Source organism: Flavobacterium psychrophilum DSM 3660 = ATCC 49418, from assembly GCF_002217405.1.
GTDB lineage: Bacteria > Bacteroidota > Bacteroidia > Flavobacteriales > Flavobacteriaceae > Flavobacterium > Flavobacterium psychrophilum.
In genome coordinates, this window is the sequence record NZ_MUHE01000013.1 from 1 (window position 1) to 21,779 (window position 21,779).

At 32.2% G+C, this 21,779-nt stretch carries 20 protein-coding genes; 7 read left to right on the forward strand and 13 right to left on the reverse strand.

The genetic code is table 11. From position 1 onward, the window contains the following. Window positions 1-168: 168 nt before the first annotated feature. The 3 genes from B0A57_RS03865 to guaB all read right to left on the reverse strand — a co-directional run bounded on the left by B0A57_RS03865 (window position 169) and on the right by guaB (window position 4,381). Window positions 169-2,103: a DEAD/DEAH box helicase gene (locus B0A57_RS03865; protein ID WP_011963925.1), complete on the reverse strand. Its 1,935-nt coding sequence runs from the start codon at window positions 2,101-2,103 to the stop codon at window positions 169-171. 100 nt (window positions 2,104-2,203) lie between these two features. Next, complete coding sequence (locus tag B0A57_RS03870) at window positions 2,204-2,776, reverse strand: non-canonical purine NTP diphosphatase (protein ID WP_011963926.1); 573 nt, start codon at window positions 2,774-2,776, stop codon at window positions 2,204-2,206. 132 nt (window positions 2,777-2,908) lie between these two features. Next, window positions 2,909-4,381, reverse strand: a complete 1,473-nt coding sequence (gene guaB / locus B0A57_RS03875) for an IMP dehydrogenase (protein WP_034098607.1) — start codon at window positions 4,379-4,381, stop codon at window positions 2,909-2,911. Between the two features lie 223 nt (window positions 4,382-4,604). On the opposite strand from guaB, the gene B0A57_RS03880 reads away from it, so the two are divergent. Together B0A57_RS03880 and B0A57_RS12365 are read left to right on the forward strand one after the other, a co-directional pair. Further along, window positions 4,605-5,297 carry a helix-turn-helix transcriptional regulator gene (locus tag B0A57_RS03880; RefSeq protein ID WP_038466812.1) on the forward strand — a complete coding sequence of 231 codons (693 nt, stop codon included), beginning with the start codon at window positions 4,605-4,607 and terminating at the stop codon, window positions 5,295-5,297. Between the two features lie 8 nt (window positions 5,298-5,305). Continuing rightward, complete coding sequence (locus B0A57_RS12365) at window positions 5,306-5,461, forward strand: DUF3307 domain-containing protein (RefSeq protein ID WP_228463455.1); 156 nt, start codon at window positions 5,306-5,308, stop codon at window positions 5,459-5,461. A 456-nt stretch (window positions 5,462-5,917) separates the two neighbouring features. On the opposite strand, the gene B0A57_RS03895 is transcribed toward B0A57_RS12365, so the two are convergent. Both B0A57_RS03895 and B0A57_RS03900 read right to left on the reverse strand, forming a co-directional pair. Next, window positions 5,918-6,784 (reverse strand): hydroxymethylglutaryl-CoA lyase, encoded by an 867-nt coding sequence (locus B0A57_RS03895; RefSeq protein WP_011963928.1) that lies wholly within the window; start codon window positions 6,782-6,784, stop codon window positions 5,918-5,920. Window positions 6,785-6,806: 22 nt separating this feature from the next. Then, on the reverse strand, window positions 6,807-7,859 hold the full coding sequence (locus B0A57_RS03900; protein WP_011963929.1) for a quinone-dependent dihydroorotate dehydrogenase: 1,053 nt from the start codon (window positions 7,857-7,859) through the stop codon (window positions 6,807-6,809). Window positions 7,860-8,181: 322 nt separating this feature from the next. Between B0A57_RS03900 and B0A57_RS03905 the strand changes: the two genes are divergently transcribed. Together B0A57_RS03905 and B0A57_RS03910 are read left to right on the forward strand one after the other, a co-directional pair. Continuing rightward, window positions 8,182-9,366 (forward strand): hypothetical protein, encoded by a 1,185-nt coding sequence (locus tag B0A57_RS03905; RefSeq protein WP_011963930.1) that lies wholly within the window; start codon window positions 8,182-8,184, stop codon window positions 9,364-9,366. 53 nt (window positions 9,367-9,419) lie between these two features. Then, complete coding sequence (locus B0A57_RS03910) at window positions 9,420-10,052, forward strand: hypothetical protein (RefSeq protein ID WP_123960874.1); 633 nt, start codon at window positions 9,420-9,422, stop codon at window positions 10,050-10,052. A 45-nt stretch (window positions 10,053-10,097) separates the two neighbouring features. Here the strand turns inward: B0A57_RS03910 and ytxJ are convergent, their stop codons facing one another. The 6 genes from ytxJ to B0A57_RS03940 all read right to left on the reverse strand — a co-directional run bounded on the left by ytxJ (window position 10,098) and on the right by B0A57_RS03940 (window position 16,819). Further along, window positions 10,098-10,484 (reverse strand): bacillithiol system redox-active protein YtxJ, encoded by a 387-nt coding sequence (ytxJ, locus tag B0A57_RS03915; protein ID WP_034098620.1) that lies wholly within the window; start codon window positions 10,482-10,484, stop codon window positions 10,098-10,100. A gap of 62 nt (window positions 10,485-10,546) precedes the next feature. Beyond that, the gene (locus tag B0A57_RS03920) at window positions 10,547-11,248 is read right to left on the reverse strand and encodes a response regulator transcription factor (protein WP_011963933.1); all 702 of its coding nucleotides are present in this window, start codon (window positions 11,246-11,248) and stop codon (window positions 10,547-10,549) included. A gap of 3 nt (window positions 11,249-11,251) precedes the next feature. Next, entirely contained in the window at window positions 11,252-12,835 is a 1,584-nt protein-coding gene (locus B0A57_RS03925; RefSeq protein ID WP_011963934.1) for a sensor histidine kinase, read from the reverse strand. A gap of 68 nt (window positions 12,836-12,903) precedes the next feature. Next, window positions 12,904-13,488 carry a dephospho-CoA kinase gene (gene coaE / locus B0A57_RS03930; RefSeq protein ID WP_034098622.1) on the reverse strand — a complete coding sequence of 195 codons (585 nt, stop codon included), beginning with the start codon at window positions 13,486-13,488 and terminating at the stop codon, window positions 12,904-12,906. A gap of 1 nt (window position 13,489) precedes the next feature. Then, a complete protein-coding gene (locus tag B0A57_RS03935) occupies window positions 13,490-14,488 on the reverse strand; it encodes a glycosyltransferase family 2 protein (RefSeq protein WP_034098669.1) in 999 nt (332 codons plus the stop codon). Between the two features lie 87 nt (window positions 14,489-14,575). After that, window positions 14,576-16,819, reverse strand: coding sequence for a T9SS type A sorting domain-containing protein (locus B0A57_RS03940; RefSeq protein ID WP_034098624.1), 2,244 nt, complete (start codon window positions 16,817-16,819; stop codon window positions 14,576-14,578). Window positions 16,820-17,453: 634 nt separating this feature from the next. On the opposite strand from B0A57_RS03940, the gene B0A57_RS12305 reads away from it, so the two are divergent. Next, window positions 17,454-17,645, forward strand: coding sequence for a DNA cytosine methyltransferase (locus B0A57_RS12305; protein ID WP_202819396.1), 192 nt, complete (start codon window positions 17,454-17,456; stop codon window positions 17,643-17,645). A gap of 843 nt (window positions 17,646-18,488) precedes the next feature. Here the strand turns inward: B0A57_RS12305 and B0A57_RS03955 are convergent. Both B0A57_RS03955 and B0A57_RS03960 read right to left on the reverse strand, forming a co-directional pair. Continuing rightward, window positions 18,489-19,406, reverse strand: coding sequence for a bifunctional metallophosphatase/5'-nucleotidase (locus B0A57_RS03955; protein WP_011963938.1), 918 nt, complete (start codon window positions 19,404-19,406; stop codon window positions 18,489-18,491). Window positions 19,407-19,443: 37 nt separating this feature from the next. Further along, entirely contained in the window at window positions 19,444-20,223 is a 780-nt protein-coding gene (locus tag B0A57_RS03960) for a 5'-nucleotidase C-terminal domain-containing protein (RefSeq protein WP_011963939.1), read from the reverse strand. A 57-nt stretch (window positions 20,224-20,280) separates the two neighbouring features. On the opposite strand from B0A57_RS03960, the gene B0A57_RS03965 reads away from it, so the two are divergent. Further along, window positions 20,281-20,799, forward strand: a complete 519-nt coding sequence (locus tag B0A57_RS03965; protein WP_038466802.1) for a DUF6913 domain-containing protein — start codon at window positions 20,281-20,283, stop codon at window positions 20,797-20,799. Between the two features lie 4 nt (window positions 20,800-20,803). Further along, entirely contained in the window at window positions 20,804-21,685 is an 882-nt protein-coding gene (gene dapA, locus B0A57_RS03970) for a 4-hydroxy-tetrahydrodipicolinate synthase (protein WP_011963941.1), read from the forward strand. The last annotated feature ends 94 nt before the right edge of the window (window positions 21,686-21,779 follow it).

Sequence of the window (21,779 nt, forward strand, 5' to 3'; positions counted from 1 at the left end):
ATTTTAAGTGGACACTAGTGATGTTTTTTATATAATTCGTTGGTACTAGTTGCGAACAGTTAGAAAAGATTAATATAATTTAAAAATTAGATTCCGTAAAATAAAAAAGCCTTGAAAAAATTAATTTTCAAGGCTTTTAGCTTTAAGACATTTGTCTCTATGACTTATTTAACTTCTTCTTGGTCTTTTAGGTCTTTCGGAACTTGATTCTGAAGCACCACGTGGTGTAAAACCTGACCCTGAACGTCTTTCGTTTCTTGGCGCTCTATCTGAAGATTCGTTTCTTCCAAAACCACCTTCTCTTGGTGCTGATCCTCTGCTGAATCCGCCTTCTCTTGGTGCTGAACTTCTTGGGCCAAAAGCACCACCACCAGATCTTGGTGCTGCACTTCTTTCGCCTCTAAAACCGCCACCACCAGAACTTCTTCCACCACCAGATCTTCCGTTATGATCACGACGACCAGAACTTGAACCACCGTCATTTTTAGAAATTTCAACGTTTATTCTTCGTCCGTTAAGGTCGAATCCGTTCAAAACTTGCATTACTTTATCAGTATGTTCTGCATCGGTATTAAAGAAAGAGAACCCTTCTTTTACATCTACTTTAAATACATCATCACGACCTAAATCTAATGTTTCTTTTAAGAAGTCTTTTAATTGCATCCAATCGAAATCGTCTCTAGAACCAATATTTACAAAATAACGAGTTGCGCCATTGTTGTTATTTTCTCTTGGAGCACCATCTCTATCATCACGCTCACGTCTGTCTGAACCTGAAGATTGGTTGGCTATATCTCTATTTTTCTTGTAGTAAGCAATAAAACGGTTAAATTCTACAGATACCATTTTCTTAATTAGCTCTTCTTTAGATAAATCTTCGAGAACGCTATTTATAGCTGGTAAATAGTTGTCAATTTCGTGATCAACTTCTGTATCTTTAATTTTGTTTGCTAAGTGTAATAATTGTATTTCGCAGATTTCTATTCCAGAAGGAATTACTTTTTCTTCAAACTTTTGTTTGATAATTCTTTCGATAGAAGAAATTTTTCGAATTTCACTTTTAGTTACAATAACAATAGAAGTTCCTAGTTTTCCTGCACGTCCTGTACGACCAGAACGGTGATTGTAGGTTTCTATTTCGTCTGGCAATTGGTAATTTACAACGTGTGTAACATTATCAACATCGATTCCACGAGCAGCCACATCAGTAGCTACAAGCATTTGTATTTGACGACCACGGAAAGCTTTCATAACTCCATCACGTTGTGCTTGAGATAAATCTCCGTGCAAAGCAGCAGCACTATATCCATCTTCGACTAATTTTTCAGCCACAGCTTGTGTATCACGTTTTGTTCTACAAAAAACTACTGAGAAAATGTCTGGATTAGCATCGGCTAAACGTTTTAAAGCTTCGTAACGATCACGTGCATTTACTAAGTAATATTCGTGAGAAACTGTTGCAGAACCTGAGTTTTTAGCTCCCACAGTAATTTCTATTGGATCGGTCATGAATTGTTTTCCAATTCTAGCTACTTCAGCAGGCATTGTAGCAGAGAATAACCAAGTGTTTTTCTCGTCTGGCGTTGTAGATAGGATATTTACGATGTCTTCGTAGAAACCCATGTTTAACATTTCGTCTGCCTCATCAAGAATACAGTAGTTTATTTGAGAAATATCAACTAACCTTCTGTTAATCATGTCTTGCATTCTTCCTGGAGTTGCTACAATAATTTGTGCTCCTCTTTTGATGTCTCTTGCTTGTTCTGTGATACTTGCACCTCCGTAAACCGCTACTACATTGATACCTTTTTCGTATTTCGAGTAGTTTTTAAGTTCGTTTGTAATCTGCAAACATAGTTCGCGAGTAGGTGATAAAATTAACGCCTGTGTATTTCTATTGTTGGCATCAATTTTTTGAATGACTGGAAAACCAAAAGCTGCTGTTTTCCCTGTCCCTGTCTGAGCCAACGCAACTAAATCAATGTCTTTTTCCAATAGCATCGGAATCGCTTTCTCTTGTACTTCGGTCGGATTCTCAAATCCTAGATCGATAATCGCACGTAGTAGCGATTCTGTCAATCCTAATTGTTCAAATTTGTTCATTATTTATTTTTAAATTCGGTGCAAAAGTACGTCGAATAAACGAAATAAACTAATGTTAAATGGAGAATTAAAAATTTATTAACAATTGAAAATCAATACGTTAATTTTTAAAGAAGTCTATAAGCGCTCTTGTTGCTTTGCCACGATGGCTAATATTTGCTTTTTCTTCGAGCGAAATTTGAGCAAAAGTATATTGATAACCTTCTGGTTGAAAGATAGGATCGTAGCCAAAACCCTGATTTCCAATCTTATTTTTAACAATATTTCCTTTAGCAATTCCTGTAAATAAATGCTGTTTGTTATTAATATTTAAACAAATAACAGTTTTAAATTGGGCATTTCTATTGGTTTTATCATCTAATTCAGTCAACAACTTATCCATATTATCGTTGTCATTACGTTGTTCGCCAGCATAACGAGCAGAAAAAACACCTGGTTGTCCGTTTAGTACTTCGACTTCAAGTCCTGTATCGTCAGCAAAACAATCGTAACCGTATTTTTGGGTTACATAATTTGCTTTTAGAATAGCATTCCCTTCTATAGTATTAGCAGTTTCAGGAATATCTTCATGACATCCTATATCTGAAAGACTAAGTATTTTGATGCTTTCTGGAAGCATACTTTGTATTTCTAGGATTTTATTTTTATTGTTTGAAGCAAATACGAGCTGCATGATTGTATTGTTTTTTTTAACAGGATTTTTACAGCAACATGTTTAATTTCTTAATTAATGTAAATCTGTAAAAATCCGTATTAATCTTTGGCTAATTTTTCTTTTCGTATGAACAAAAGATGTGTGTTTTAATTACCTCGAATAATTGGGTGCTTCCTTAGTAATGGTAACATTATGCGGGTGACTTTCGCCTATTCCGCTGGTGGTGATTCTTACAAAACGTCCTGTTTCCTGTAGCGTCGCAATGTCTTTGGCACCACAGTACCCCATTCCTGCACGAAGCCCGCCAATAAATTGTTGCATACTTTCGTTCAATTCTCCTTTATATGGTACTCGCCCTACGATTCCTTCGGGAACTAATTTTTTGATATCGTCTTCTACATCTTGAAAATAACGATCTTTAGATCCTTCTTGCATGGCTTCAACGGAGCCCATTCCTCGATAAGATTTAAATTTTCTACCTTCAAAAATAATGGTTTCACCTGGAGATTCTTTTGTTCCTGCTAAAAGCGATCCTAACATCACACAGTCTGCTCCTGCTGCAATAGCTTTAGGAATATCGCCTGTGTAACGAATACCGCCATCGGCAATTACTGGAACTCCTGTTCCTTTTAGCGCTGCCGCTACTTCTAGTACTGCCGAAAATTGTGGAAAACCTACTCCTGCAACTACACGGGTGGTACATATAGAGCCTGGCCCTATTCCTACCTTTACAGCATCGGCACCGTTTTCTACTAAATATAGAGCAGCTTCTGGTGTGGCTATATTTCCTACTATAACATCTAAATTGGGAAATTTTGCTTTTACTAATTTTAAAACATCTACTACTCCTTTTGTGTGTCCGTGGGCTGTGTCTATAATTACTGCATCGACACCTGCATTTACAAGTGCAGTTGCTCTTTCAACTGCATCGGCGGTAACACCAAGCGCTGCTGCAACACGCAAACGGCCAAATTTATCTTTGTTGGCGTTTGGTTTTTGGGTTAATTTTGTAATATCTCTAAAAGTGATTAAACCTACTAACTCGTTTTTATGATTTATTACAGGAAGTTTTTCTATTTTATGACCTTGTAGTACAACTTCTGCTTCTTGTAATGAAGTGCCTTCGGCAACGGTAACTAAATTTTCTTTAGTCATTATTTCTACAATAGGTCTTGAGCCATTTTTTTCGAAACGCAAATCTCTATTGGTAACTATTCCTTTTAAGGTTTTATTTTCATCTACTATTGGAATACCGCCAATACCAAACTCTTTCATTGCCATTTTAGCATCTGCAACTGTAGCGGTCATTAGTAAAGTAACCGGATCGATTATCATACCAGACTCCGCACGTTTTACTTTACGTACTTTTGCTGCTTGTTGCTCGATGGTCATGTTTTTATGCAAAACACCTATTCCTCCTTCTTGTGCCATTGCTATTGCCATAGCACTTTCGGTCACGGTATCCATGGCAGCAGAAACTATGGGGGTGTTTAGTGTTATATTTCGTGAAAAATGTGTTTTTATACTTACTTCGCGTGGCAATACCTCTGAATAACTTGGAATAAGTAATACATCATCGTAAGTTAGTCCTTCTCCGATGATTTTAGAATTGTGTGCTTTCATATGCAATTTGAAGTTGTAGTTAAATTGCGTGCAAATATAGTGTTTTAATTTTAGATTTCAGATGTTAGATTTGAGATTTATAAAATCAAGTCAGTTTTGAATTGGGTTTATTCTAAAATATAGCTAAAAAAGGCTATAAATATAGTTTATAGCTAAAAAAGGCTATAAATATAGTTTATAGCTAATAAAAGCTATATATTTGTTTTCTTTAAAAGTAGAAAAGATGAATGAGAAAATAGTTTTATCTGGAGATATTATTGCTTCTACTAGTTTAGCCAATGAAGCAAAATCGACTTTAGAATTGGAGTTAAAGACATTAATTTTAATATTAGGAAATAATTTTTCTATTTATGGAAGAGTTATAAAAGGTGATTATTTAGAAATGGTAATCGAAAATCCTGAAGATGCTTTAGCTATTGCAATCATAATAAAAAGTTATATAAAATCGATTGTTTTAACTACAGATATTGATTCCTCAAGAAGTAAATACTTTAAAAATTATGGCATTCGATTGGCAATTGGATATGGAGAACTGACTAGATATGACAAGCTAAACGGAGTTATAGATGGTGAAGCGATTTACTTTTCCGGAAGAAGAATAAGTGAAGAACGTACTACTTATGACAAAGAACGAATTGTAATAAAAAACACACTTTTTTTTAACTCTAATAACGAGAATTTAAATGAAAATATAAATTGTATTGTAGCTTTATTAGATGTTTTAATAAGTAATGCAACAGCTAAGCAATGTAAAATTTTATATCTTCGTTTATTGGGATTGAGCGAACAAGAAATTGCTACTCAAATTGGAGTGAAACAACCAACAGTGAACAAACAACTAACGAGTATTGGCTGGAATGCAATTGAGAAATCTGTAGTTTATTTTAGTTCCCTTTTTAAAGAAATGAAATTATGATGGTAAAAATGCTTATTTTACAAATAATAGCCCACATATTGAGTGATTATTTTTTTCAGACAGATGCTAGCGCAAAAGAGAAAAATGAAAATGATTTTAAAAGTCAATTTTTATTAAAAAATGCTTTTAATTACTTTTATCTGTTCGTGGTTATTTTCGTTTGATGTAAACTTAGAGAAACCTTTGTTGCGGGTAAAATTGAAAGTATTTCAGATACTATTATCGAACTTAAAAATGCTGGAAAACTAATTGGAATTTTAGAACGAATCTTAGTATTAACATTTGTAATTATTGGAAAACTGGAAATAGTAGGGTTTCTTATTGCTGCAAAATCTATTTTGAGATATAAAGATACTAATACAATTAAGACTGAATATGTGCTAATTGGAACAATGCTTAGTTTTGGGATTGCAATAATGATTGGATTGCTAATTGATTAATTCTAGTATTTATTTATTACTGATGATTTAGCCCAGATTGTAGTGGAAAACATTTTGAAATACAATTGTATTTTTTCTTGGCAAAAAACAACGACCAAAGGAAGTTCGTTTTTTGACTTAGAAAAAAATAATTGTATGAGAAATTTTGTAACGAAAAGCTGGAAATAGCTCCTAAAAATACTAATGATATAAATTGAATATTTTTGATGCTTCGTTATAAGCACTTTCGAAGCTCATCGGGCTGGTGTTTGTGTTTTGTTTTTGAGTGGTAAAATAGGATAATATTTTTTCGGTTGGCATATTTCCCGTTAAATCGTCTTTTGCCATAGGGCAACCGCCAAAGCCCTGAATTGCTCCATCATAACGGCGACAACCTGCTTTGTAGGCGGCGTCTATTTTTTCATGCCATTTGTTTGGGGTGGTATGCAAATGGGCACCAAACTCAATATTTGGGTATTGGGGTATTAAATTTGAGAATAAATAACTAATTACTTCTGGTGTAGATGAACCCACGGTATCAGACAAGGAAAGGATTTTGACCCCCATATTGGCTAATTTTTCTGTCCATTCGCCTACAATTTCGACATTCCAAGGGTCACCATAAGGATTACCAAATCCCATAGAAATATAGGTTACGACTTCTTTATTTGTTCTATCGGCAATGTGTAAAATTTCTTGTAAAGTAACTAGAGATTCTGCAATGGTTTTGTGGGTATTTCGCATTTGGAAATTCTCTGATATAGAAAACGGGAATCCTAGATATTTAATTTCCTTGTAAATAGATGCGTTTTGGGCTCCTTGTGTGTTGGCAATAATGGCTAATAATTTGCTTTGAGTTTGCGATAAATCGAGTTGTGCTAAAACTTCGACCGTGTCTTGCATTTGCGGAATGGCTTTTGGGGATACAAAACTTCCAAAATCGATGGTATCGAAACCTACTCGCAAAAGCGATTGAATGTAGGCTACTTTTTTCTCGGTAGGAATAAACGCTTTGATGCCTTGCATGGCATCACGAGGGCATTCGATAATTTTTATTGGTTGGTTCATGTATAAAGGCAAAGTGGTAAAGTTACAAACTTTTTTTAAGAATTTCTTTATTTATAGCTTTTACTAGTGCGGGGCCTTCGTAAATGAAACCGGTATAAAGCTGAATTAGGCTTGCTCCTGCTTCTAGTTTTTCGATAGCATCTTGTACGCAATGTATTCCTCCTACGCCTATTATTGGGAATGCTTTGTTGCTTTTTTGGGATAAAAAACGAATGACTTCGGTAGATCGATTGGTGAGTGGTTTGCCTGATAATCCTCCCATTTCTATTCGATTTATAGATTGTAATCCTTCGCGAGAAATGGTGGTGTTTGTTGCTATTATACCTGCAATTTTTGTGGTTTTTACAATATCGATAATATCTAAAAGTTGCTCGTTTGTTAAATCGGGGGCAATTTTTAGCAAAATAGGTTTAGCTCCGCTCGATTGGGCTCCGTCTCGGGTTTGTTTTTGCTTGTTTTGGTTTTTATTTTGAAGTGTATTTAACAATTGTGTTAACGGCTCTTTTTCTTGTAGCTCACGAAGATTTGGTGTATTAGGCGAACTAACATTTACTACAAAATAATCGACATAATCATATAAAGCATCGAAACAAATTTCGTAATCGGAAGTGGCATTTTCGTTTGGAGTGAGCTTGTTTTTACCTATGTTTCCGCCTATTAGAACTCCGTTATTTTTCTTTAATCGTTCGACCGCTTCGAGAACCCCGCCGTTATTAAAACCCATTCGATTAATGATTGCTGAGTCTTCTTGTAAACGAAATAATCGTTTTTTAGGATTTCCTTCTTGCCCTTTTGGGGTTAGTGTACCTATTTCGATAAAGCCAAATCCGAAATTGGATAATTCTTTATAAAGCTTGGCATCTTTATCGAAACCAGCGGCAAGTCCTACTGGATTTTTAAATTTTAACCCAAAAACTTCTCTTTCTAATCGTTTGTCGTTTACCTCATACAAAGATTTGAAAATTGAGGTAAATCCTGGAATTTTAGCTATTGTTCTAATTAATGAAAAAGTGAAATAATGCACTTTTTCTGGATCAAAGCAGAAAAGTATTGGTCTAATAATGAGTTTGTACATTTGTTGTTGTGTTGTGTTTTGCAAAAATATAAAATTGGTTTTAGATTTAAGGTTTGAAAACTTTAAAATTAAAAAAATTAAATATTGAAAGTTAAATACTTTAAAACACCGAAATGTACTAGCCCCTGATGAAGTAGAAATCATTTTTTGAGATTTTTTAAACAAAAAACAGAACTTCAATAAAATTTTATTTTAATAGCATTTTAGCAAACTTCCTTATGAAACTAATAGCAGGAAATAGCGCCTTATTTTTTTTATCATAAAAACGGCATCTTTTTTGAAGTGCCATTAAAATAAAATACATTTGTAAAAATTAAGAATCATGCGAAAATTTACTTTACTATTAGCTATATCACTCATTATTTATTCCTGTGGTGTAAAAAAAACACAGTCTTTACTGAGTGATGGCGATTATGATAGTGCTATAAATCGTGCCGTTAGTGCTTTACGAACTAAAAAAGAAGCCAAAGGAAAACAAGATTATGTATATTTGCTCGAAGAGGCTTTTGCCAAAGCTAAAGATCGTGATTTGCGCAATATAGACCTCCTTGCTAAAGATGCTAACCCTGCCAATTTAGAAAAAATATACAATACTTATTTGCAGTTAAATAATCGCCAGGAGCGCATTCGCCCTTTGCTTCCACTGCAATTACTAAGAGAAGGAAGAAGTGCTTATTTTCCTTTCGATAATTATTCTGACCCAATTATAAACAGTAAAAATGCGTTGTCTAAATATTTGTATGACAATGCTACAAAGCTTTTGAAATCTTATAATAAAATAGATTTTAGAAAATCGTATGATGATTTGGCTTATTTAGAAAGCATAAATCCTGGCTATAAAGATGTAAAAAATTTAATGAGTGAAGCCTTACAAAAAGGCACTGATTTTGTGAGTGTTTATACAAAAAATCAGACCAACATGGTTATTCCTGATCGTTTGCAAAATGATTTACTAGATTTTAGCACTTTTAGACTCAATGACAAATGGACAGTTTATCATAGCAACAAACAAAAAGGAATTAGTTATGATTACGGATTAATTGTTAATTTTCGTGAAATAAATATTTCGCCAGAACAACTAAAAGAAAAAGAATTTATTAAAGAAAAACAAATAAAAGATGGTGTAAAAACATTGTTAGACTCTCGCGGAAATGTGATAAAAGACAGTTTAGGTCGTCCGATAAAGGTAGATAATTTTAAAACTATTCGTGTAGATATTTATGAAATGAAGCAGTTTAAATCATGCCAAGTAACCGCAAAAGTTGATTATATAGATTTTAGAAACAACCAACTTATTGAAACCTTTCCTATAAGTAGCGAATTTGTTTTCGAAAATATTTATGCTACCTATAACGGCGACAAAAAAGCGTGTGACGATAGTTATACACCATATTTTAATAAGCGTGCTGTTGCTTTTCCTACTAACGAACAAATGGTTTACGATTCTGGCGAAGACCTAAAAGCGAAGTTAAAGGATATTATTGTTAGAAATAGGTTTAGGAGGTAGGATTGAGTTACATTTGTATGATTAATTACACAAAACTTGAAGTATACACAATTATGAAAAAACTGCTTAAAATAGCTTTTCTAAGTTTTGTACTTTCATCATGTACATTAGGTAAAAATATTTCAAAATCAGATGTAACTAAAGTCTCTATTGAAGAAAGTGAAAGTGAAGAAAACCTGAATATTACTTTTCAAATTATTTCGGCTATAGGTAATTTAGCAACTTTTGGCGCTTTCATTTTTCTATTTATTAGAGATAAAGACAAGCAAAACCAAATTAACAAATTAACCAATTTAGTATCCGCTTTAAAAGATCTAAAAGATATAGAAAATAAAAAACTAAATCTTTCAGTAAGGCCTGATGTAAAAATAACAAGTACGATGAGTCAAGGTACTGATGGGGAATTACAAATCGAAATCGAAAATATTGGAGAAAGAACCACTTTAACAAAATTCGAACTTATATCAGAAGATTTAATACTTCATAATGAACATTTACCATTTGTTATGGAAAAAGGTACTAAAAGGAGAATTTTTTTAAGAATAATTGGTAAAAAACATATTCTAGCTTGTGAATATGAAATATACATACACCATAAAGACAAAATTGACAATTGTCATATTTCAATTGTAAAAGGGAAAGGCATCAATAATAAATTGACAGAAACCAAGTATAACTGTTCATAACAGCTGTTTCATGAAATTGGAATTTAAGGCATAATTAAACACTTTTCACACAAATCTCCCTAAATCATTTGCATCAATACTTTCGTGAGATGCATTATAAACAGCAACGCCATTTTGTATCACAATAAGTTGTGGCGATTGGTGAACAATACCAAAACTATTGGCAATTTCGTTCGAAATATCTCTATGTTCTAGCAAATCTAAAAAATATAATGCTAGCTTATTTTCTAATTTATATTCGTTTTCAAATTGCTTCAAAACCATTCGGCTTACACTACAACGTGTGCTGTGCTTGAAAATAACAACTGTTTTTTCGTGCGATAAATCTTTAATCTCATTTAGCTGACCCAAATCCGAAAGTTGCACCCAATTTAATTTTGAAACCGTTTTTTCAACTTCGGAATGACCAAATATATTTTTAAATAAACTCATTTTTGTTATTGTTTTTAAAAAAAGCTTCGATTTTCTCGAAGCTTTCCTAATTTTTATACTGCTTATTTTTTTATCGCTAATCTAAATCCTTCACCGTGAATGTTGATAATTTCGACACCCTCATCTGGTTTTAGGTATTTACGGAGTTTGGCAATATACACATCCATACTCCTAGAAGTAAAGTAGTTATCGTCTCTCCAAATTTTTGTTAATGCTAATTCTCTTGGCATCAAATCGTTTTCATGAAGTGCTAACATTTTTAGCAATTCGTTTTCTTTTGGTGATAATTTTATGGTTTCTTGACCTGGAAAATCTAAGAAACGTAATTTTGAGTTTAAGTCGAATTTTCCAATTTTAAATTCAAATTTTGCAACATCTGCTTTTGTTTCTGAAGCTTTACGTTGAATAATTGCTTTAATTTTCATCAATAAAACTTCCGAATCGAATGGTTTATTTAAATAATCGTCTGCTCCTACTTTGTATCCTTTTAGCACATCTTCTTTCATAGATTTTGCTGTTAGGAAAACGATAGGCACTTCTTTATTTTTTTCACGTATTTCTTTGGCTAATGTGTAACCATCTTTGTAGGGCATCATAACGTCTAGAATGCACAAATCGTAATTGTCTTTCTTAAATTTTTCGAAACCTTCCATTCCATTTTTTGCAAGTGTTACCTCAAAATCATTCATAGAAAGGTAATCGCGAAGTATCGAACCAAAGTTTGGATCATCTTCTACTAGTAATATTTTTTTATTTGCTTCCATAGTTTAATAAATTAGGGGTAATTTGATTATAAATGTGCTTCCTTTTCCTTTTTCGCTTTCTACCATTACTTCTCCGTGGTGATCGCCAACTATTCTTTTTACATAGGCTAAACCTAGTCCGTGACCTTTTACGTTGTGTATATCTCCTGTGTGTTCTCTATAAAACTTATCGAAAATCTTTTTTTGAGATGCTTTGCTTATTCCTAATCCTTGGTCTTTTATTTTAATAATAATAAAATTCTTAACATTTTCAGAAGTTACTTCTATAATTGGTTTTTCTGGCGAATATTTTATTGCATTTTCTAATATATTTACTAATACATTGGTAAAATGCACATCGTTTAGCAGCACATTTGTCTGCTTTGCTTTTAGATTTATGCTTATTTTTCCTTCTCTGTCTTCAATTATTAAATTTACGTGCTCTATAGCTTCTTCGATAATATCGTTCATATTATAAGCTTCTTTTGTAATATCGAGTTCTCTTTTTTCTAATTTAGAAATTTGTAACACGTTTTCTACTTGCGCATGCATTCGTTTGTTTTCGTCCTTTATCATTTGCAGATATCGAAAAACTTTCTCTTTATCATCAATAACCTTAGGGTTTTTTATGGCATCTAATGCTAAATTGATAGTAGCGATAGGTGTTTTGAACTCATGGGTCATATTATTTATAAAATCTGTTTTAATTTGAGAAATATGACGTTGCTTGTTCAACTGGTTTAATCCGCTATAATATGCCACAATAATTATGGCTGTAAACAAGAATGCAAGTATTGCAATCCCTATTAAATCAGAGATTAAGAATTCCTTTTTTTTAGGAAAACTAACCAACAACTGGTATTTACTCACGCCATCATTGTCTGTAAAAACTGGAATGTCGTAAGTATTTTTCTTGTCATACTTAAATTTTTCCGATTTTACTTTTGTTGCTAAACCATTACTGTAAATACCAAATTCGAATGGCGTTTTTATACCATAACCGCTCAATTCATAAGCTAATAAACCGTACAATTGCTTGTTAGAAACTCGTTGGGTTATAGATCGTGTGGCTGCTATATCTTTAAAATACACGCCAAATGTTGCTTTGTCTAGAATATCCATTCGTCCAGATTTCTCTATTTTTTCGTCTGGTAATAATTTACTACTTAGGTTATTATCATTAATAGTATTTCCGTTGTAAACTTCGGTAACACGTTTAGAAATGTAATTTTTAAGCTTTGCTGAATCTTTATTTTTATCAAAAAAAGATGAAGGTAGCGAATAATCTTCTGCAATCAAACTATTAGAATAAATAATTGTTTCGTTTGTTACTGCATTTTTTTCGACATAAAAAAACTTAAGTAATTCGCTTTGTTGCGGGTTTTTTCCTATACTATCTTTAAGTTTGTTGTATGTACTTAAAAAAGTGTAAGTTTCTTGCTCTTGTAATTTTTTAGACACATTGTCTATAACTTGCTTTACTTGGTATTTAAACTGTTCGTCTTTATTTTTAAAAGATGCGTTTATCAAATAGCCTTGCACAACAACGATCCCCAACAAGGAAAGTGTCATTAAAATTACTACAATGCGAAACAATGTTTTATTCATTAATACAAATCTAATATTTTAACATTTAAATCCTAAATACATTAACCAAATATTAACAAATGGCACTTTTAATATAGATTTTTTAATTTTTTAAGAATTTCTTGAAATTGAAGTTTGGCTTCATTTAAGTTTTCGTTTTCAATAATATAGTTACTTTTTGAGGTTTTCTGGCTATCGGTATACTGGTTTTTTATCCTCTCTAAAACTGCTTCTTTAGTACACTTATCCCTTAGCATCACTCGATTTACACGTGTCTCTTCCGAGGCGATTACGGTAATAATTTGATCACAATATTTGTAACTTCCGCTTTCAAAAAGAATTGCGGTTTCTTTGATTATAAATGGTGATTTTTGTTTTTTTACCCAATTATCGAAATGTTTTTTCACCAACGGATGAATGATTTTATTGAGTTCTTTTAGTTTTTCTGGGTGATTGAAAACAATTTCCGATAATTTTTTTCTATCTATTTGATGGTTTACAATTACTTCTTGACCGAAACATTCTCTAACTAAATGAATTGTTTCTGGGAGAATCATTATTTTTTTTGCTTCATCATCGGCAATATATACAGGAATTCCTTCGGCTTCAAAAAGTCTTACAATGGTAGTTTTACCACTTCCTATTCCGCCAGTTAAACCTATAATTTTTGTCATTTTAAATTTTAAAAAACAATTCAGGAAACGCTTCTTGAGGTTTTTTCTTTAATATATTGATTTTAAAAAATGATTCTATAAAACCCAATCCGTAACCAAAAAACTGTTTCCAAACTGCTATTATTGAAAGATAACCAACATATATATTTTTATTTTTAATAGATGATATTATGAAGATTAAAACGGTATAAACAAAGTATAATTGTAAAATTATATCATTATTTAAGAAAAAACTAATAATTCCGAGAAAAAAACCAATTACAAATATTGATGGCAAAAAGAAAGTTGGCTTTGCGTATTCTGGATACCAATGATTAAGAATTGGTCTTGCTTTACCAAATTTATTAACTTGAATATAAAATTTTTCCCAATCTATTCTTCTTTTGTGGTACACAAATGCTGCTGTGATTAGTTTGGTTTCGAAACCCAATTGCCACAAACGAATACTCAAATCTGGATCTTCGCCCGGATGAATATTTGAAAACCCTTTTGAGGCTATGAATGCTTTTCTTGAAATTCCCATATTGAAACTTCGTGGCTGAAATTTTTCTATTTTTTCTGATCCCCCGCGAATTCCTCCAGTTGTAATAACAGAAGTCATTGTGAAGTTTATTGCTTTTTGTACGGCCGAAAAACTAGGTAACATAGCATCTGGGCCACCGTAACAATCTACATATTTATCAGATAAGCTTTTAGACACTTCTGTTAAATAATTTTCGGGAATAATGCAATCTGAATCTAAAATAATAAAATAATCTGATTTAGATTGGCTCATACCAAAGTTACGAGAATCACCTGGTCCTGAATTGTATTTCAAGTAATATGTGATGTCTAATTTACTTTTATACTTATCTATAATATGCTCGCAAGGAATAGTAGAACCATCTTCAACGATAATAATATCGAAAGGTGCCTTATAGCTTTGTTTTGTTAAACTTTCTAAAAGTTCCTCGATTTCTTCTGGACGATTGTAAACTGGGATAATAAACGAAAAATTCATTGTTAAAAAATTTTGACAAAGGTACGTTTTTTTATAAAAAAAAGCCATTCGACTAGCGAATGGCTTCAAAATTTAAAAAAAATATTGTTATTGTTTTACGACTTTCAATGTTTTTACCAATCCATCTACAGTAACTTTTACTAAATAAGTTCCGTTTGATAAGTTTGACATATCTATTTTAGATTGACTTGCATTAACAGCTTTTGCCATTACTTCCTGACCTAATAAATTATGCACAGACACATTAGAAATTTCTTTCGTGTAAGACAAATTTAACACCTCGTTTACAGGATTAGGATAAGCTGAGAAACCTGCCATATCGAAAGATTGTGCACTTAATGAAGCATCGTAAGTTGAAACTTTAAATTGTCCAAAAGAATTATTACCATATTCCCAAACTCTATAATAAAGTACTTCTCCAGGCGTTCTTGCAGTTACTGTAATTAACGGATGATCATTACCCGCTAAACTAGAACTATCATTACAACTAATTAAAGCTAACGATCCGCATGAGCCACTATATACGGCACCACCAGTATCTGTGATTCCTCCCAATTCTGTATTATTTTCAAAAGTTAACGAACCCGAGGCTGGCACTGTTACTGAATACCAAACATCTCCCCCTAAATAACTTGCACAACCTGGAGCAACTTCCCCTACAGATGTTGTAGCACCTACATTAGTACCTACAATAGAATTTGAAGAAAAATTAACTCCCGGAACTAAAACTGTAGCTGTAGAACAATTATCATTTGATGGAGGTGTTGCAATAGTGGTAAACGAAACTGTTGACCAAGGACTATAAGTAGATCCCGCACAAACAGTTCTTACGTGAAAGTAATAAGTCGTAGACTGTGCTAACAATAAAGCATTGTAAGTCTCTACCGTTAATACTGTACCTGCTCCTGCAGGATCTGTCGCAACATTATCTAAAACATATTCATAATTACCTGTGGTTGCAGCCCATGTTGTTGTAGCAGCCGAATTTGTTACCGCAGACACCACTAAACTAAGCGGATTGGGACATGCAGGGGTAACAGTTATAGAAATATCATCTAGAGATAGGTAAAAAGGAGTAGAATTCATTTTACCCTTTACTCCCACATAATAAGTTCCTGTAGTTGCAGGCGTAAATGACCCCACAATTTGCTGGTAATTACCATTTGTAATTCCTGTTGCAGCAACAACTGTATTTGTCATACTCACAGCATTAGCAGCTGTTCCGTAGCTAATAGACACATCAGAATCTGTAGTTGTAGCACCATCTTGACGTGTAAATAATGAAGCTGTATAACTAGTTCCGCCTACTAAATTAATTGGCACAAAAATCCAATCCTCATTACCATAACCAAGAAAAGCATTCCAGCTACCTGTTCTAGGAGTCCTATTATAAGTTGTAAAAGAAGTATTGGCAGTCCAAACTCCTGATCCTGTTGTTGATTCTTGAATTAAACAACTTGTTAGCGGTGTATTGTGAGTATATCCAGCTTCGAAACCTTCAAAATAAGGAATAGTATAGGCAGAACAAGTAGTAAATGAAGATTCTGTACAACCCGTAGCATTACCATTAGGATTATAAGGTATTACAGTTACATAGTACGTTGTACCTGCTAATAATGCTCCTAAATTGTAGCTTAATACATTTGAAACATCAAAATTATTTAAAACAGAGGTACCGCCTGGAGTGGTACCAACATTTAATTTATAGCCCGTTGGAGCGCCAGTAGCAGCCGCCCAAGACAATATACTCGAGTTTACACTTACCGCTCCGTTTGAAGGAGTAGATAAAACAGTACAGTTTGGTGGTGTAGCAGTAGCTTGTATGGCTATAATTTTATCTAAGTAAAAATAGCAATCGCCAGAGGTACGAGTTCCATTAAACTTTAATTTAAAATCTGAACCATTAGGAACTGTACCTGCAGGAATAGACCCAGTCCATGTAGCACATGTGGTCACAGCAGTTGTGGTAACATTTCCAAATGTAATCCAGCTAGTTCCATTATCTATTGAATATTGCACATCTACATTTATTCCTACACCTGAACCAACAGAAAATTCAGTTGATTTCCAATCGAATGAAACATTAATTTGAGTCCCGTTTGATACACCAGTATAGTTCTGACTAGTAACAGAACCTGTTAGTCCTGAACTCCAGAAATTTTTTCGAACCGAAGCCAAACCAACACAAGGCGTGGTTGTAGATCTAGAAAAGGAGCTATAAGTCCAACCTACTGGGGTTGTAGCTCCTTCAAAACCTTCGTTTACTGATACCTGCGCATTTATTTGCCAGCTCACTGCTAGCAATAAAAGTAATAAAGTAATTTTTTTCATTTTTAAAATATTTTAGTTTAGAGATGCAATATATAAATTATATCAATAAATTGTTAAAATATTAATAATATATCTAAAAAAGTATCTAAAAAAAATACTAAACGTTTTTATGTTTTTATCAATATTAACACCATACCGCCTAAAATAACACAAAAAAGACTGTACAAAGAAGTACTACAATGACTATATGACCTATTTTAAATTGCATATTGCTTCTTAAATAACAACTTCTCGAAAAGTTTTTTTACAAAGCCATATATTCCCTTTACAGAAGGAATCCTAAGACCTGCTCAAAGTTACCGGATATGCGACTTCGCCAGAACGCAATAGAAAACGAGAATATTTAGTTTCAAAATTTTAAAAAATAAATTGCAATTTTGTATAAACTAAAAAAGTAAATGATAGCAGTAAAGGAAAATAAGTATCGAGGGATTTGATGGTAAAAACTATTAAATAAAACTTATTAAACATTACAACAAAGCACTGATTACAAATTACTTACACAATAACAGAAACGGAGTTTCAAAGCATTATAAAAAAGATGCTGTAAAAATTTTAAACAACTTTGTTGCATACAAACAAGAGGAAGAGAAAATAAATATTGTTGCAAAAGATGCTTTGTAACAATTACTTTTTGAGGTTGAAAAATGTTCCGTTTCCAACACCCGAAAATTATGCTTTTAAATTTATTAACCTATTGGCAGGTATTGGCGGATTTAGATTGGCAATGCAAAATGTTGGCGGAAAATGTGTATTTACTAGCGAATGGGAAACATCAGCTCAAAAAACTTATAGAGAAAACTTCGGAATTTATTTTTTGGCTTAATTTATGGAACAAAAAAGAAATAAACACCAACATTATGAAATTCTGAATTTACTTGGATTGTTACTTTGGTTTTAAATATGAATGATTTACCAAATTTCTTAACTATTGAAAATCCAATACATAACTTAAAATTTGATAAAAGGACAATAAAATCAAAAGAAACCAAAGAATATCATTTATCAAAAGACATATGCTGACTTTTGAAGAAAAAATAATTTATTTAGAAAACCGTTTGAGCAAAACTGAAGGGAATTATTATGATAATTTCAAAGAAGATATTGTTGTTTTTTTGATGAATTTAATGTCAAAAACGAACGCTTATTTTTTTTAACTAATTTTGTTTCATTTACTGAAATTGACAATTGGCTTGAAAAAATATCATCAAGAATTGTTTTAAAATTTGATGAAGAATGCGAACAAATTAATGATTTTATCTATGATTTCATAGAAAACGGTTAGCCCTAGCCCCGATAGAAGTGGAAATCCTTTTTTGGCGATTTTTCTTCGCCAAAAAAGATTGGAACGTATAGCGGGAAATAGCTCCTAAAAAACTTCTTTCAGTAGTTTCAAAGCTTTCGGGTTTGTTTAGCGAAAGTGTTGTTCCTTTCAATAAATTATTGCAATTTGAAGATGGCAACAATTTTTACTCTTTCAATTATTTATAAATACTAATAAAATGAGTTTTTGGTTGCTAATAAGTTCTATGTTATTTGGCTTTATTCAGTTTATAATTACAATAAAAATGTATTATATTAGGATGCCTATTTTCCAGTCTATTGCAATGGTACTTTATGCTGTTGCGCAATTTTCGTTTTATAAATTCATGATTTTATCGGAGAAAGATTAAACAATAATTTTTCTCCCACCAGCTGCAGCAACATTTTTTTGGCTATCTAAATAAAAATCTATTCGGCCTAGGTTTATTCCGTAGCACCCTACTTGGTTTATCAAAACTTCTTTGCCATCAATATTTTTTTCGATAACAGGTTTGTCTAAGAAAGTATGGGTGTGTCCACCAATTATCAAATCGATATTTTTAGTTTTTCTGGCCAAATTTATATCTGATGCTTTTTCAGGTTCATTTTTATAATTAAAACCCAAATGCGATAGGCATATTACAATATCACATTTTTCATTTTCTTTTAAAATATGTGACATATCTTGTGCAACTTCAATAGGATTGTTGTATTTGGTTTCTTTATATAATTTTGCGTCAACAAGGCCTTGTAATTCGACTCCAAGACCAAAAACTCCTATTTTTAGTCCAGCTTTCTTAAAAATTTTATATGGTTTTATAAAAGTATCAAGTATGGTGTTTTTAAAATCATAATTTGCTGAAACAAAATCGAATTCTGCATGAGGCATTTGTGCTAATAAGCCATCTATTCCGTTATCGAAATCATGATTTCCTATTGTTGCTAAATCATATTTCATCATGCTCATTAGCTTAAACTCAAGTTCTCCTCCATAATAATTAAAATAAGGAGTTCCTTGAAAAATATCTCCAGCATCTAGTAATAATACATTTTTTTCTTCCCTTCTTATTTGTTCTACAATAGCGGCACGCCTAGCTACACCACCCATATTTGGATTTTTAGGGTCTGTTGCGGGAAAAGGGTCTATATGACTGTGCACGTCGTTTGTATGCAGAATTGTTATTTTTTTAATATTATTTGTTGTAAAACTGCTTAAAGACAATCCTCCAAGTGTTAGTAACGTTGCGCTTGCTGCTGTTTTCTGAATAAAATCTCTTCTTTTCATTTGTGTCTTTTATTTGTAGTACAATATAATTGTATTATTATTTTTGATTTACCTTAACTTTTTTAGTGATAGGAATTGTATCTACATCTTTAAAATAGTCAATCAATATATTTCTAAGTTTATAATCTAAATCGTATGTTTTTGTATTTTTCTTAAAAAAATTCATGCTATCACCACCATTGGAAAGGTAATCGGAAGTAACCACATAATATATTTTAGTAAGGTCTAACGGTTTTTCGCCAACCATAATATCTGTCGCTTTATTTTCGGTGTCAATTGTAAAGGTTATACCAGAAATAGGATGTGGTTTTTTCTCTTTGATAAAGTAATCTACAAATTCAGCAATTTGTTCTCCAAGTAAGCCAACTACTACGGTTGTATTTTCAAACGGCATGATTTCGAAAGCAGTTCTTGTAGTTACCTCGCCTTGTGGAAGAATAGATCTTATTCCGCCATGGTTCAAGATGCAAATATCAATATCTAATTTTTCACGTTTTTTGAAAATAGGATTGGTTTTTTTTAGTGTAATGTCAGCAAGAAAATCGCCAATATTGGTTTGCCATTTTCCTTTACTTTTGTCTAAAGTTTCTGGGCAAATTGCTAGAACGGTGTTCAATTCACTGTCAATGTGTGCTTTATAAGGAGAAATATAAGCATTGTATTCTGCAAGGGAATATGTTTTTTCATTTATGTTTATTTGTTTTCCTTCTATTTTTGAAATAGCTAATTGCGCAGCACAATTACTCCCAAATGCGATTAACGTTAAAATTAAAACAAAATGTTTTAAAACAAGGGCACTCTTTTTTACATTTACCATGACATTTGAATCTTATTTGATTAAATTTGTTTTTCAAGATTAATATGTAAAAGTAATATGTTTATAAAGTATATAAAAGAAATTTCTTTAAAAAAAATATTAAAAAGAAGTTTACATAACGTAAAGCCTAGTTTGTTAACAACGCCAATACTAACGGTGGGGTTGGTAATAGATGAAAGTTATTTCTCAGATAAAGAACAGCTTACAAAAGAATTAGTGGCTTGCGGAGTTAAAGAAAGTAACATAAAAATGATTGTTTTTAGAGATAAAATAAAAAAAAATGAAACTTTCTCTCAGCCCACATTTAGTAATAATGATATGAGTTGGAAAGGAACTTTAAGCCCAATTTTCGTTAAGGATTTTATAAATATACCTTTCGATATGTTAATAAGTTATTATGATACCGAAAAAGCACCATTATTGCTTATTACAAACCATTCGAAAGCCTTGTTTAAAGTAGGTTTTTCAACTGTCGATAAAAGATTGAATCATTTAATGATTAATACCAATGCCGAAAATTATAAAGTTTTTGTTCACGAACTATTTAGATATTTAAAAATTTTAAACAAAATATAAAACCATGCAAGCATTTATTGGAACAGGAGTTGCACTTGTAACGCCATTTAAAAAAGATTTTTCTGTAGATACCCAAGCCTTAAAACGTATCGTAAATTATGTTATTGATGGAGGTGTCGAATATCTAGTAGTTTTAGGAACAACTGCAGAATCTGCAACGCTATCTCAAGACGAAAAAGAACTCGTAATTGCAACAATAGTAGATGCTAACAACGGAAGGTTACCTTTGGTTTTAGGTATTGGAGGAAACAATACGATGAAAGTAGTTGAAGAACTAAAAACAAGAGATTTTTCTAAATTTTCGGCCGTACTTTCAGTTTCTCCTTATTATAACAAACCAACTCAAGAAGGTATTTACCAACATTTCAAAATGGTTGCCGAAGCTTCGCCAATTCCAGTTATTTTATACAATGTACCAGGAAGAACAGCAAGCAATATGCTACCAGAAACAGTTTTAAGACTGGCAAAAGATTTCAAAAATCTGATAGGAATAAAAGAAGCAGCAGGAGATATTGTACAAGCCATGAAGCTAATACAAGGAAAACCAAAAGATTTCTTGGTTATTTCTGGCGATGATATGATTACACTTCCTATGATATTAGCAGGAGGATCAGGAGTAATATCAGTAATAGGTGAAGGTTATCCAAAAGAATTTTCGCAAATGGTTCGTCTTGGTTTACAAAGAAAAGTAGATGAAGCTTACATATTACATTATAAACTAATGAACAGTATCGACATGATTTTTGAACAAGGAAATCCAAGTGGTGTAAAAGAAATCTTCAAATCATTAGGCTTATCTGAAAACACAGTTCGTTTGCCTTTAGTTTCCGTTAATGAAGATCTATCAAATAGATTAGATTTGTTTACAAAACAGCTGTCAAAATAAGAACTAAAATAAAGTTTTGTATATAAGAATTAATAACTAAATTTGCAGTTCGATTTTCAGAACTCAGAAAGTCAATAAAATCGATAGTTTTAAA